Raw genomic sequence first — 13384 nt, forward strand, 5'->3', positions numbered from 1 at the left:
ACGCCATGATCACGCCGGCACGCCGACCGTGCGCGAGGGCGGCCCCGGCATAAAGCGCGCGAGAGCCGCGGCCTCGACCCGTAACCTTGTCTCCCGTGCCGAACGCCAAGAACACACCCCTCCCGGACGACTCGCCGGCCGGCGGCGAGCTGAGCGCCGTCCAGCGCCGCGCCGTCACCGAACTGTTGCGCGTCGCCCCCGTCGCCGACGACCTCGCCCGCCGCTTCGAAGCGGCCGGGCACACGCTCGCGCTGGTCGGCGGCTCGGTGCGGGACGCGCTGCTCGGCCGGTTGGGCAACGACCTCGACTTCACCACCGACGCGCGCCCCGAACAGGTGCTGGCGATCGTGCGCCCCTGGGCGGACGCGGTGTGGGACGTGGGCATCGCGTTCGGCACGGTCGGCTGCCGCAAGAGGCTCGCCGGTTCGCCCGACTACCAGATCGAGATCACCACCTACCGCTCCGAGGCGTACGACCGCACCTCGCGCAAGCCGGAGGTCTCCTACGGCGACTCGATCGAGGACGACCTGGTCCGGCGCGACTTCACGGTCAACGCGATGGCGGTCGCGCTGCCGGGGATCACGTTCGTGGACCCGCACGGCGGGCTGGCCGACCTGGCCGCGCGCGTGTTGCGCACCCCGGGCACGCCCGAGGCGTCCTTCGGCGACGATCCGCTGCGGATGATGCGGGCCGCGCGCTTCGCCGCACAGCTCGACTTCGAGGTCGCGCCCGAGGTGGTCGCGGCGATGACGGACATGGCCGAGCGGATCGAGATCGTCTCCGCCGAGCGGGTCCGCGACGAGCTGAACAAGCTGATCGTGTCCGATCACCCGCGCAAGGGCCTGGAGCTGCTGGTCACCACCGGCCTGGCCGAGCACGTGCTGCCGGAGCTGCCGACGTTGCGCCTGGAGGTGGACGAGCACCACCGGCACAAGGACGTGTACGAGCACACGCTGATCGTGCTCGAACAGGCGATGGCGCTGGAGGCGCCGGGCGAGCCGGACCTGGTGCTGCGCCTGGCCGCGCTGCTGCACGACATCGGCAAGCCGCGCACCCGGCGCTTCGAGGCGGACGGCCGGGTCTCGTTCCACCATCACGAGATGGTCGGCGCGCACATGTCCCGCAAGCGGCTCAAGGCATTGAAGTATCCGAAGGACGTCACCGACGACATCACCCGCCTGGTCGAGCTGCACCTGCGCTTCCACGGCTACGGCACGGGCGAGTGGACCGACTCGGCGGTGCGCCGCTACGTGCGCGACGCGGGGCCGCTGCTCGATCGGCTGCACAAGCTGACCCGCTCGGACTGCACCACCCGCAACAAGCGCAAGGCGGCCACGCTGGCCCGGGCCTACGACTCGCTGGAGGAGCGGATCGCGCAGCTCGCCGAGCAGGAGGAGCTGGACTCGATCCGGCCGGACCTGGACGGCAACGAGATCATGAAGCTCTTGGAGGTGCCGCCGGGCCCGCTGGTCGGCAAGGCCTACCGGCACATGCTGGAGCTGCGCCTCGAACACGGCCCGATGGACCACGAGACGGCCGTCGCCGCGCTGCGCGAGTGGTGGACGGCGAACACACCGGCCTGAACACGCACGAAGCCCGCCGGTGGGACGACCGGCGGGCTTCGGTGTCGTAGGGGTGCGGGGTGCCTACTCGAACTTGGCGCCCTTTTCCTCGAGTTGCTTCTTGGTCGCCTGGAAGTCTTCCTCGGTGGCGCTCATCGTCGAGATGGGGTCCAGCGCCTTGACGTCGGACAGCGTCGTCTTCGAGGTGAAGGCCATGCAGACCACGCCCTTCTTGGAACCGGTCCAGTAGAACATCGCGAAGTAACCCGAGCTGTCCGGGAGACCCTCGCACTTGCTCTTGTCCGAGCTGCCGTCGACCTTCTTGAGGACCTTCCACTTGGCGTCGGGCGAGTCGCACTTGGCGATCTTCGGCATCTTGGACTTGCCGATGCCGCCCTCGATGCGCGCGAGGCAGTCGCCGGCCTTGGCGCTGGTGGCGTCGTCCTTCTTGAACACATTCAGCGCGATCGCGGCGACGATGCCCAGCACGATGAGCACACCGATCGGGATCAGGATCTTCTTCAGCTTGCTCTTGCGCGGCGGGGGCGGCGGCGGGCCGCCGTAGAAGCCCGGCTGACCGGCGGGCGGGTATCCGCCCGGCTGACCGGGCTGCTGCCCCCAACCCTGCTGCGGCTGGCCCGGCTGCTGCTGCCACCCGCCCTGCGGCGGCTGCTGCTGACCGGGCTGCTGGTTCCAGCCCTGGTTCGGCTGCTGCGGGCCGTTGGGGCCGGGCGGGAAGGGATTGGACATGGGGGCGATCTCCGTTGCAGGGGACTGGTGAGACAGTCCGGAACACTAGGGGTCCGGCCGGACACGCGCAGCGGGGATTCCCCTTACACCGGTCGAATGTGAGCGGAATAACGGGCATAAAGCGCTATTCACAGGTGACGCGGATTACTTTCGTGCCCCGAGACACAGTACGAAGCGGTCCTGTGCGGGATCCGAGACCAGCGCGATCGGATCGCCCGGCAGCGAATCGCAGACGTCGGTGTCCGTCGTGCCCTGGACCCGTTCGACCACGATGAAGCGGGCCTGCGGGTCCTCGCACGGGACCGGGTCCGCGTCGACGCTCGTCTTGTCCCGCAGGCAGTCGCCCTCGTGGATGCGGATCCCGTCGGCGTCGTTCTTGTGCACATACCACCAGCCCCCGGCGGCCGTCCCGCCGCCGATCAGCAGCACCGCCAGGGCCGCGATCAGCGCCGCGCGGCCGCGTCGCGGGCGTTCGGCCGCCCGCCGGCTCGCGCGCCCGTCGACCTGCGGCCGACGGACCACCACCGGGACGTGCGGGGCGGCCGGCTCACGGACGGTGAACTCGTGCCCGTGCGGCGGAGTGCTCTCGGTCCATGCCGGTCTGTACGGCAAAGGATTGTTTTCACCCGGACCGGCGTCGTTGGACATGGAGTATCTCCAGAGGTGCCGAAAATCGCTGGATGTGCAGATTAGAACCTCGGCCTCGTCATTGCACTACCCACGGGTAATTTCTTGGAGATGTGCGGCGGCTTGAATGCCTCGTCCGGTTATGAAAGGGACATCACGGCCGGTCGTTGCCCGCCGGTGAGCCCTCGATGATCACCGGAGGGTGGCGGCGCGACGCCAGGCCGTACAGGACTCCGGTCAGCGCGTACACCCCGGCGACGCCGAGCAGCACCGCCGGGGACCGACCGTCGTCGGGCAGCCCGAGCGCGGCGACCGCGGCGGCGCCGACGAACGCGACGTTGAAGAGCACGTCGTAGACGGAGAACACCCGACCCCGGTACGCGTCGTCGACGGTGGTCTGCACGATCGTGTCCACCCCGATCTTGGCGCCCTGCGAGGTCACCCCGAGCAGGAAGGCGCCCACCGCCATCGGCGCGAACAGGAACGGCAGCCCGAGCGCCGCCTGGCACACCGCCCCGGCCAGCGCGCACGCGCCGATCCAGGCCGGGACGCCGATCCGCGCGGTGACCCCCGGCGTGATCACGGCCGCCACGAAGAAGCCGAGCGCGGACACGCTCACCGTGATCCCGAAGGTCGCAAGTCCGCCGTCGGTGTCGTTCGGATCGTTGAACGTGTTGCGGCACAGCAGCACCGTCATCACGGTCAGCACGCCGTAGCAGAACCGCATCGCGGTGATCGCGGCCAACGCGTGCGCGGGCGCCCGGCGCCGCCACACATGCACCGCCCCCTCGCGCAGCCCCCGGGCCACCGAGCGCAGCGCCTCGCGCACATCCGGCAACACCCGGTCGGGATCGGGCCCGAGCAGATCACTCGGCATCGTCGCGGCGACCGCCGCCGAGCCCAGGTACAGCAGGCCCGACACCACGATCACCAGAGCGGTGGCCCCCGAACCCTCGGCCAGGAGCGCGTGCACGAGCACCGCGGCCCCGCCGCCGACCGCCGCCGCCACCGTGCCGGCCGTGGGCGACACCGAGTTCGCCGTCACCAGCCGCTCGGCCGGCACCACACGCGGCAGCGACGCGGACAGCCCGGCGAGCACGAACCGGTTCACCGACAGCACCACCAGGGCCGCCGCGTAGAAGACCGGATCGGGCACCCCGATCAGCACCAGCGCGGCCGTCACCGCCACCAGCACCGCGCGCAGCAGATTGCACCGCACCAGGACCTGCCGCCGCCGCCACCGGTCGAGCAGCACCCCGGTGAACGGCCCCACCAGCGAATACGGCAGCAGCAGCACGGCGAACGCGGTCGCGATCGCCGCGGCCGAGGTCTGCTTCTCCGGCGAGAAGAACGCCTGCCCCGCGATCGCGACCTGGAAGGCGCCGTCGGACAGCTGCGAGGTCAGCCGGGTGGCGAAGAGCCGACGGAAGTCGCGCAGCTTCAACAACGAGCGCAGATCACGGATGAGGGCCACGGCGCCCACCGTAGCCGGCGGCGGGCGCCGCACCCGAAACGGGCACCGCCGCGTCCGGGTACGCCGAAGGCCCGGCTCCTGGAGGGGAGCCGGGCCTTGGACCACTCGAACGCACCGCGGGGGTGCGGGCCGAGCGGAGCGGGTCAGCGCTCGATGTCGCCCTTGATGAAGGACTCGACGGCGTTGCGGGCCTCGTCGTCGAAGTACTGCACCGGCGGCGACTTCATGAAGTAGGAGGACGCCGACAGGATCGGGCCACCGATGCCGCGGTCCTTGGCGATCTTCGCGGCGCGCACGGCGTCGATGATGACACCGGCCGAGTTCGGCGAGTCCCAGACCTCGAGCTTGTACTCCAGGTTCAGCGGCACGTCGCCGAAGGCGCGACCCTCGAGGCGCACGTACGCCCACTTGCGGTCGTCGAGCCACGCGACGAAGTCCGACGGGCCGATGTGCACGTTGTCCGAGCCGAGGTCGCGGTCCACCTGCGAGGTGACCGACTGCGTCTTGGAGATCTTCTTCGACTCCAGGCGCTCGCGCTCCAACATGTTCTTGAAGTCCATGTTGCCGCCGACGTTCAGCTGCATGGTGCGCTCGAGCAGGACACCGCGGTCCTCGAAGAGCTTCGCCATCACGCGGTGCGTGATCGTGGCGCCCACCTGCGACTTGATGTCGTCGCCGACGATCGGCACGCCCGCCTCGGTGAACTTGTCCGCCCACTCCTTGGTGCCGGCGATGAAGACCGGGAGGGCGTTGACGAAGGCGACCTTGGCGTCGATGGCGCACTGGGCGTAGAACTTCGCCGCGTCCTCGGAACCCACCGGGAGGTAGCAGACGAGGACGTCGACGGCCTGGTCCTTGAGGACCTTGACCACGTCGACGGGGGCGTCGGTCGACTCCTCGATGGTCTCGCGGTAGTACTTGCCGAGACCGTCCAGGGTGTGCCCACGCTGCACGGTGACGCCCGACGGCGGCACGTCGCAGATCTTGATCGTGTTGTTCTCGCTGGCACCGATGGCGTCGGACAGGTCGAAGCCGACCTTCTTGGCGTCCACATCGAAAGCGGCCACGAACTCGACGTCACGCACGTGATACTCGCCGAACTGCACGTGCATCAGGCCGGGGACGCGGCTGTTCGGGTCGGCGTCCTTGTAGTACTCGACGCCCTGCACCAGCGAAGCGGCGCAGTTGCCCACGCCGACGATGGCTACGCGAACCGAACCCATTCCGGTTGCTCCCTGTGATCTCGACGAAGTCGCCACGAACCGGCGACCTCAGTTGTTGGATGCGGACGGGTCCGAGGCCACGTCCTGGGTGGGGGTCCGAAGCCGGTCGGCGTCCTTCGACGGGTCGACCGGGGTTTCGGGGCCGGGGGCGTCCGGAGTCGCTCCGGCGTGCCGCTCGGCGGTGATGAGCTCGTTCAGCCAGCGCACTTCGCGCTCGACCGACTCCAAGCCGTGTCGCTGCAACTCGAGGGTGTAACCGTCGAGCTTCTCCCGTGTCCGGGTCAGCGACCCGCGCACCCGGTCGAGGCGCTCCTCGAGCCGGCTGCGCCGACCCTCGAGGATACGCATGCGCACCTCGTGGTCGGTTCGACCGAAGAAGGCGAAGTGCACGCCGAAGTTCTCGTCCTCCCAGGCCGAGGGCCCGGACTCGGACAGCAGTTCTTGGAAGTGCTCCTTGCCCTGTGCCGTCAGCTGGTAGACGATCCGGGACCGCTTGCTGCCGGCGAGTGCCGTCACCTCCGGAATCTCCTCCGCGAGCAGACCCCGCTCCAGCAGGGACTTCAGGCACGGATAGAGGGTGCCGTAGGCGATGGCACGGAACGAACCGAGCACGGTGTTGAGTCGCTTGCGCAACTCGTAGCCGTGCATGGGGGAGTCGTGCAGCAGACCGAGGATCGCGAATTCGAGGACGCCACCGCGCCTGCTCATCGCCTTCCTCCATCCACTGCGGACCGGGCCGGACATGGGCACGGACACGACCGTGGGATACGGTCACAGCCGACCTTCGTCCGGCCGGGGCTCCTGCGCCCCCGGCTCGATGTACCGGCCCGATGTATCGAACCGATACATCGAGACGATAGGTCTCCTTGCCGTGTGGTGGCAAGGTGGCCGCCGGTGACTCGGGTCACAGGCAGGTCACAGTGAGGTCGCGAAAGCGGATCCGCGTAGTCTGTTCCGCCGTGTGGTACCTCAAGCCCCGCTTCCTGCGGAACCGCTTCCCACGCGCCTGCGTCCTGGGGAGCGGAGAGCCACGACCCGTGCGTCCGACCTCCGTGTCGTACGGCCGAGGAGTAGCGAACGCATGAGTGAACATCGCCGTAGATCACCGCAGCCGCGTCCCGAGGGGCGCGGTGGCTCGCATTCGGGGGGCGCGGGAGGGTCCGGGGGCGGCGGAACGCCACCCGGCGGCTCGTCGTTGCCCGACGGGCCCGGGGAGGGCGACGAGGAACGCCCGCTCTCGCGCATGGAGGCCCGAGCGGCCGCCCGCACCGGGGGCCGGCGGGCCGCCAACGGCGGGGCGGCCGGCGGCCGATCCCGTTCCGAGGCCGGTCCGCCCCGGAGGAAGCGGTTCATCGACTACCCCAGGTACGGCAAGACCGGCATTCGTCGCTGGTTGCCGTCCATCAAGCAGATCCTGGCGATGATCCTGTTCTTCTTCGCGTCGCTGATGGGGCTCGCGGCCCTGGCGTACGCGATGGTCAAGGTGCCCGACCCGAACGCGAACACGACATACCAGTCGAACATCTACTACTACGCCGACGGCGTCACCGAGATCGGGCGCACCGGGCAGGTCAACCGGCAGAACGTCACGGTGGACCAGATCCCCAAGCACGTGCAGAAGGCCGTGATCGCGGCGGAGAACCGGTCGTTCTACAGCGACTCCGGCGTCTCCCCCAAGGGTCTGCTCCGCGCCGGGGTCACCATGGTCAAGGGCGGTGACACGCAGGGTGGTTCGACGATCACCCAGCAGTACGTCAAGAACACGTACCTGACCCAGGAGCGCACCTTCAAGCGCAAGTTCAGCGAGATCTTCATCGCGCTGAAGGTCGACCGGCAGATGCGCAAGGACGACATCCTCGTCGGCTACCTCAACACCGCCTTCTACGGCCGCAACGCGTACGGCATCCAGGCCGCCGCGCAGGCCTACTACGGCAAGAACGTCGGCGACCTGAACGTGGCCGAGGGCGCCTACCTGGCCACCCTGCTCAACGCGCCGGGCATCTACGACGTGATCGAGTTCCCGGGCCAGCTGGACAAGGTCAAGGGCCGCTGGGCGTACGCGCTGGACGGCATGGTCAAGGAGGGCTGGCTGACCAAGGCCGAGCGCGAGACGCTCCAGTTCCCGATGCCGATCAAGCCCAAGCCGGCCGCGAACAAGGCCGGTCAGGCCGGTTACCTGATGAAGGTGACCGACCAGTACCTCAAGGCCAACAACGTGATACCCGAGGCGAATCTGGCCCGGGGCGGCTACAAGATCGTCACCACGTTCGAAAAGCCCAAGCAGGACGCGGCGGTCGCGGCGGTCAAGGACCAGCTGACCTCCGAGCTCAAGCCTGACAAGAACGAGGCGGACCGCTACATCCGCACCGGCCTGGCCTCGGTGGTCCCCGGCGACGGAGCGGTGGTCGCGCTGTACGGCGGTCCGGACTTCGTCCAGCAGGAGTACAACGACGCGGTCCGGCGCGACATCCAGGCGGGTTCGACGTTCAAGCTGTTCGTGCTCGCGGCGGCACTGCGTAACGGCGGAGCCGACGGGAAACCCATCGGTCCGGACAGCACGTACAACGGTGACAGCAAGATTCCGATCAAGTTGCGCAACGGGCAGGTCTTCAAGGACGACAAGACCAACAAGGAGTACTTGGCCCCGAACGAGGGGGACGTGAACTACGGGCCCATCCCGATCACCAGAGCCATGGAGAAGTCGGTGAACACCGTCTTCCTCCAACTCGCCGCCGACGTCGGGCCGGAGAACGTGAAGAAGGCCGCCATCGACGCCGGACTGCCGCCGGATCTCGGTTCGTTCGAGCCGACCCCGACGATGGCGCTCGGTGTCGCGCCGCCGAGTGCGCTGGACATGGCCGAGGCCTACGCCACGTTCGCGGCACGCGGTCTGCACGCCGATCCGTACTTCGTCAAGGACGTCACCCACGACGGCTCGAAGGTCGAACTGCCCAAGCACGAGCCGAAGCAACTGTTCGACAAGAATGTCGCGGACACCGTCAACCAGGTCATGCAGCGGGTCGTGGACAACCCGCCGCTCAACGACGGCACCGGCCGCGCGGCCAAGGCGCTGGGTCGGCCCGTGGCCGGCAAGACCGGTACCACCGACGGCAACAACTCCGCGTGGTTCGTGGGATACACGCCGAACCTGGCCACCTCGGTGGCGCTGTTCCGGGAGGACCCGAATACCCACGCCCGCCTGTCGCTCAAGGGATTGGGCGGTCGCGACTCCGTGCACGGTGGTGACATCCCCACGCTGGTGTGGACCGCGTACATGAAGGGCGCGATGCAGGGGATGCCCAACGCCGACTTCGCGGTGCCGGGCGAGAAGTTCGAGGACCGGGACCGGGTGACCATCCCGCCCACGACCGCGCCGCCGACCACCAAGGCGCCCAGCACCCCGCCGCCGACGACCAGCGCACCGCCGACCACGCCGCCGGCGACGACGACCGCGCCCGGAGGCGGCTCGCACGGCAGCAGTGGTGATCCCGGAGGGGGCGGGAACACCGGCAAACCGACGAACACCGGCAAACCGACGAACACCGAACCCGGCGGCCCCGGCGGCCCCGGCGGCGGTCCGGGCGGTCCTCGGGGTGGCGCCAACGGCTTCATCATCGGCGGCCGGGGCAGCGGCTGACCGACCCGGGCGCCATGCCGGACGCCGAGAACTCGGCGACGCTTCCGGACAGGGCCTAGCCTTACGCGTGCCCCACCGCAGCAGCGGTGGGGCACGCGTTGTCGTTATCCGGCCGGCGAGGGCAGCCTCCTCGTGGAGCGCGAGAGGATGGGCGCCATGACGCCGACATCGACCGAACCCGTCCTGCCGAGCCTCGACGACCCGGTGGTCCGGGCGGGCAGCGAGGTCGTCGGCGGGCCGGCCGGGCGCCGGATCCGATTCGTGGGCAACCGCTGGTGGAGCCCCGTGCGGGTGCTCGTCCTGCTCGCGGTGGCGTGCTTCGCGCTCGGGATCATGCAGAAGAAGCCCTGCTACGACGGCGGTTGGTTCGCCGGCAGCACGCAGTACTCGCACGCCTGCTACAGCGACATGCCGCACCTGTACGTCAATCGTGGTCTCGCGGACGGGAAGATCCCGTACTTCCAGGAGACCGGCGACAAGGACATGAAGTTCCTGGAGTATCCGGTGATCACCGGCGGGGTGATGGCCTTCGCGGGCACCCTGGCCCGGGCCGCCGGGGACCTCACCGACGGCGATCTCCGGGACGAACAGCTGTGGTTCGTGATGATCAACGCGTTGATCATGATGGCCTGCGCGGTGGTCACCGTGATCGCGGTCAAGGGCACGTCGGGGCGCCGACCCTGGGACGCCGCGATGGTGGCGTGCGCGCCGGCGCTGGCGCTCAACGGGTTGATCAACTGGGACCTGGTCGCGGTCGCGCTGACCGCGGTGGCCATGTGGTCGTGGGCGCGGCGCAATGTGGTGGTCGCCGGCGTGCTGATCGGCCTGGCGACCGCGGCGAAGCTGTATCCCGTGCTGCTGCTGGCGCCGCTGTTCCTGCTGTGTCTGCGCTCGGGACGGCTGGTCGCGTTCGCCAAGACGGCCGCCGCGGCGGTGGTGTCCTGGTTGGTGGTCAACCTGCCGGTGATGCTGGTGTACGACGGGCATTGGTACAACCGGCACGACTGGTATATCCGCGAGGGCTGGAAGTTGTTCTACACGTTCAGCCAGGACCGACCCGCCGACTACGGATCGGTCTGGCTGATCATCCAGCAGCGCGACGGCAAGACCCTGGAGGGTCTGAACACCTACGTCACGCTGAGCCTGGTGCTGTGCTGTCTCGCGATCGCCGCGCTGGTGATGTTCGCGCCGCGCCGGCCGCGCTTCGCCCAGGTCGCGTTCCTGATCGTGGCCGCGTTCGTCCTGACCAACAAGGTCTACTCGCCGCAGTACGTGTTGTGGCTGATCCCGCTGGTGGTGCTGGCCCGGCCGCGCTGGCGCGACTTCCTGATCTGGCAGGCCTGCGAGGTGACGTACTTCCTGGGCGTGTGGATGTACATCGCCTCGTTCTCCGGCAAGGGCCTGTCTCAGAACGCGTACCACGTGGTGATCCTGCTGCACCTGCTCGGCACCGCGTACATCTGCCTGGTGGTGGCGCGCGACATCCTGCGCCCGGAGCGGGACCCGGTGCGCGCGGACGGCAGCGACGACCCCTCGGGCGGCGTGCTGGACCGGGCGCCCGACGTGTTCGTGCCCGGCGTGATCCCGGCGCGGGCGGGCCACTGAGCGACGGCGCGACGGCGAGACGACGAACGGCCTCGGGGCGGTGGGATCGCCGCCCCGAGGCCGTTCGGCTTTGTCGGGTCCTTCAGGTACTTCGGGTGCTGCCGGCTCGGCGGACGCGCCCGCCGGGTCAGCGGATCGCGATCCGGTCGAAGTGCGTCGTGGTGTGCCGCAGCGCCGCCTCCAGCTCGTCGCCGGGCTTGGGCGGGGCCACGTCGTTGGCCAGGAACAGCAGGCTGACCTGCATGTGCGGCGGCTCGGCGAACCAGCGCTGCTTGCCCGCCCAGGTGAACGGGGACAACGAGCGGTTGACGGTGGCCAGCCCGGCGCGCGCGACGCCCTTGGCCCTCGGCATCACCCCGCGCACCGTCTTGGGCGCCTCCAGGCCGACCCCCTGCGCGGTGCCGCCGCTGACCACGACCAGGTGCCCGTCGCTCGGCGCCTTGCGCTGGCGGTAGCCGAACCGCTCGCCGCGCGCGATCCGCACCACGTCGAGCACCGTGCCCCGACTGGCCAGCGCGTCGTGGTCGCCCAGCCACAGGTCGGTGCCGATCCGCGGCCGGAACTCGGTGTCCGGGTACCGCTCGCGCAGCACCCCCAACTCGGCCGCGGTCAGGTGGCTGACGTACATCGTCCGCACCGGCAGGCGCGCCGCGCGCAGCCGCTCCACCCAGCCCACCACCTCGACGACCGGGTCGTAGCCGTCCGGGTGGTCCAGCGGCAGGTGCAGCGAGAAGCCCTCGAGGCGGACGTCGTCCATCCCGGTGCGGAGCTTGACCAACTCCTCCTCGGTGACCCCGTCGCGCTTCATCGTCGTCATGCACGCGACCACGATCCGGCAGCCCACCAGGTCCCGCGCGGCCTGCACGGAGGAGACCGTGCGGATGGTGCGATCCGGCAGCGGCACCGCCTCCTCGCCGCGCAGATACGGCGTGAGCACCAGGACCTTGCCGTCGAAGTAGTCCTTGACCAGCGCGGCCTCGTAGGTGGTCCCCACGGCCACGGTGTCCACGCACATCCGGGTGGCCTCCTCGGCCAGCCTCGGATTGGTGAACCCGTACCCGTTGCCCTTCATCACCGGCACCAGGCCCGGGAACGTGTCGCGGACCTCGTCCTGGTGCTTGCGCCACCGGGCGGCATCGACGTAGAGCGTGAGCGACATGGGCGTTTCGGGGCCTTCCGGGTGTGGGGCGTGCCTTGGGGGACGCGGGGCGAAGGCGGAGCACGCGACGTGGGTCGCGTCGCGGTGATCACGGGCGGCCGGCGACTCGGGGCGCCGCCGGCGTTGCGTCAGCGGCGTGACATGTACATGTCGAGTGCCTTGTGCAGCATCTTGTTGAGCGGGAAGTCCCACTCGCCGAGGTATTCGACGGCCTGGCCGCCGGTGCCGAGCTTGAACTGGATCAGCCCGAAGAGGTGGTCGTTCTCGTCCAGGGTGTCACTGATGCCGCGCAGGTCGTAGGCCGAGGCGCCCAGCGCGTACGCGTCCCGCAACATCCGCCACTGGATCGCGTTCGAGGGCCGGACCTCGCGCTTGTGGTTGGCGGACGCGCCGTACGAGTACCAGACGTGGTCGCCCACGGTGACCATCGTGGTGGAGGCGAGCACCTCCCCCTCGTGCTTGGCCAGGTACAGCCGCATGCGCTCGGGGTCCTCGGCGTTGAGCGCCTTCCACATGCCCTGGAAGTAGGCCAGCGGGCGCGGGGTGAAGTGGTCGCGCACGGCGGTGACCTTGTAGACCTCGTGGAACACCGGCAGGTCGTCGTAGCCGCCTTGGACCACGTCGACGCCGGCCTTCGTGGCCTTCTTGATGTTGCGCCGCCACAGCTGGTTGAAGCCCGCGTGCACGTCGTCGAGGCTGCGCCGGACCAGCGGCACCTGGAAGACGTAGCGCGGCTGCACGTCGCCGAAGCCGGCCCCGCCCGAGGCGTCCTGCTGCCAGCCCAGGCCGCGCAGTTGCCGCTCCAGCTCGGAGCCGCGCTCGTCGGTCCAGTCGGGGGTCAGGTCGCGAAGCCGGTTCGCCGACTTGCCCGCGATCGCCTTCTTGATCGTCTCCGCCTCCCAGCGGGCGATCACCACGGGCGGGCCCATCTTGACCGAGAACGAGCCCCGGCTCTTCAGGTGCGCGAGCATCGGGTCGAGCCATCGCCGCAGGTCGCCGTCGAACCAGTCGATGACCGGGCCCTCGGGCATGTAGGCGAGGTAACGCTTTATCTTCGGCAACTGCCGGTACAGCACGAGTGCCGCGCCCACGACGGCGCCCGACTCGTCGATCCAACCGATGCTCTCGGATCGCCACTCACTCTTCACCGCACCCCAGGAGGGGCACTGAAGAAAGCTCACGGAGGGCCTGCCCTTGATGAAGGCCAGGTGCTCCTCGGCGGTGAGCGTCCTCAGGCGCAAAGACATGTAAGAGCTCCTCGATATCGGTTCGGCCGTGACAGAGGTTACTGCGCCTGCGGGCGCCATGGATCGTGTCGGGCGTCGCAGGCGGGACGGTACAGGGGCG

General features: G+C 69.5%; 10 protein-coding genes. 3 read left to right on the forward strand and 7 right to left on the reverse strand.

Going from position 1 to position 13384, the window contains the following annotated elements; genetic code table 11:
• Nucleotides 1–95 precede the first annotated feature (95 nt).
• The gene (locus ACH4XV_RS31950; protein ID WP_395795803.1) at nucleotides 96–1583 is read left to right on the forward strand and encodes a CCA tRNA nucleotidyltransferase; all 1488 of its coding nucleotides are present in this window, start codon (nucleotides 96–98) and stop codon (nucleotides 1581–1583) included.
• A 63-nt stretch (nucleotides 1584–1646) separates the two neighbouring features.
• Here the strand turns inward: ACH4XV_RS31950 and ACH4XV_RS31955 are convergent, their stop codons facing one another.
• The 5 genes from ACH4XV_RS31955 to ACH4XV_RS31975 form a co-directional block, all read right to left on the reverse strand.
• Complete coding sequence (locus ACH4XV_RS31955; protein ID WP_395795804.1) at nucleotides 1647–2312, reverse strand: hypothetical protein; 666 nt, start codon at nucleotides 2310–2312, stop codon at nucleotides 1647–1649.
• Nucleotides 2313–2456: 144 nt separating this feature from the next.
• A complete protein-coding gene (locus ACH4XV_RS31960) occupies nucleotides 2457–2960 on the reverse strand; it encodes a hypothetical protein (protein ID WP_395795805.1) in 504 nt (167 codons plus the stop codon).
• Nucleotides 2961–3093: 133 nt separating this feature from the next.
• Nucleotides 3094–4413 (reverse strand): MFS transporter, encoded by a 1320-nt coding sequence (locus tag ACH4XV_RS31965; RefSeq protein WP_395795806.1) that lies wholly within the window; start codon nucleotides 4411–4413, stop codon nucleotides 3094–3096.
• A gap of 143 nt (nucleotides 4414–4556) precedes the next feature.
• Nucleotides 4557–5636, reverse strand: a complete 1080-nt coding sequence (locus tag ACH4XV_RS31970; protein WP_380003326.1) for an inositol-3-phosphate synthase — start codon at nucleotides 5634–5636, stop codon at nucleotides 4557–4559.
• A gap of 48 nt (nucleotides 5637–5684) precedes the next feature.
• Nucleotides 5685–6344, reverse strand: a complete 660-nt coding sequence (locus tag ACH4XV_RS31975; RefSeq protein ID WP_380003328.1) for a PadR family transcriptional regulator — start codon at nucleotides 6342–6344, stop codon at nucleotides 5685–5687.
• Between the two features lie 535 nt (nucleotides 6345–6879).
• Between ACH4XV_RS31975 and ACH4XV_RS31980 the strand changes: the two genes are divergently transcribed.
• Nucleotides 6880–9273 carry a transglycosylase domain-containing protein gene (locus ACH4XV_RS31980; protein WP_395795807.1) on the forward strand — a complete coding sequence of 798 codons (2394 nt, stop codon included), beginning with the start codon at nucleotides 6880–6882 and terminating at the stop codon, nucleotides 9271–9273.
• Between the two features lie 147 nt (nucleotides 9274–9420).
• Nucleotides 9421–10878: a glycosyltransferase family 87 protein gene (locus ACH4XV_RS31985; protein ID WP_395795808.1), complete on the forward strand. Its 1458-nt coding sequence runs from the start codon at nucleotides 9421–9423 to the stop codon at nucleotides 10876–10878.
• Nucleotides 10879–11005: 127 nt separating this feature from the next.
• Here the strand turns inward: ACH4XV_RS31985 and ACH4XV_RS31990 are convergent, their stop codons facing one another.
• Nucleotides 11006–12037, reverse strand: coding sequence for an alanine racemase (locus ACH4XV_RS31990; protein WP_380030588.1), 1032 nt, complete (start codon nucleotides 12035–12037; stop codon nucleotides 11006–11008).
• A gap of 128 nt (nucleotides 12038–12165) precedes the next feature.
• Nucleotides 12166–13284 carry a lipid II:glycine glycyltransferase FemX gene (locus ACH4XV_RS31995; RefSeq protein WP_395795809.1) on the reverse strand — a complete coding sequence of 373 codons (1119 nt, stop codon included), beginning with the start codon at nucleotides 13282–13284 and terminating at the stop codon, nucleotides 12166–12168.
• Nucleotides 13285–13384 lie beyond the last annotated feature (100 nt).

It is taken from the genome of Embleya sp. NPDC020630 (genome assembly GCF_044334985.1).
In the GTDB taxonomy this organism is placed as follows: Bacteria; Actinomycetota; Actinomycetes; order Streptomycetales; family Streptomycetaceae; genus Embleya.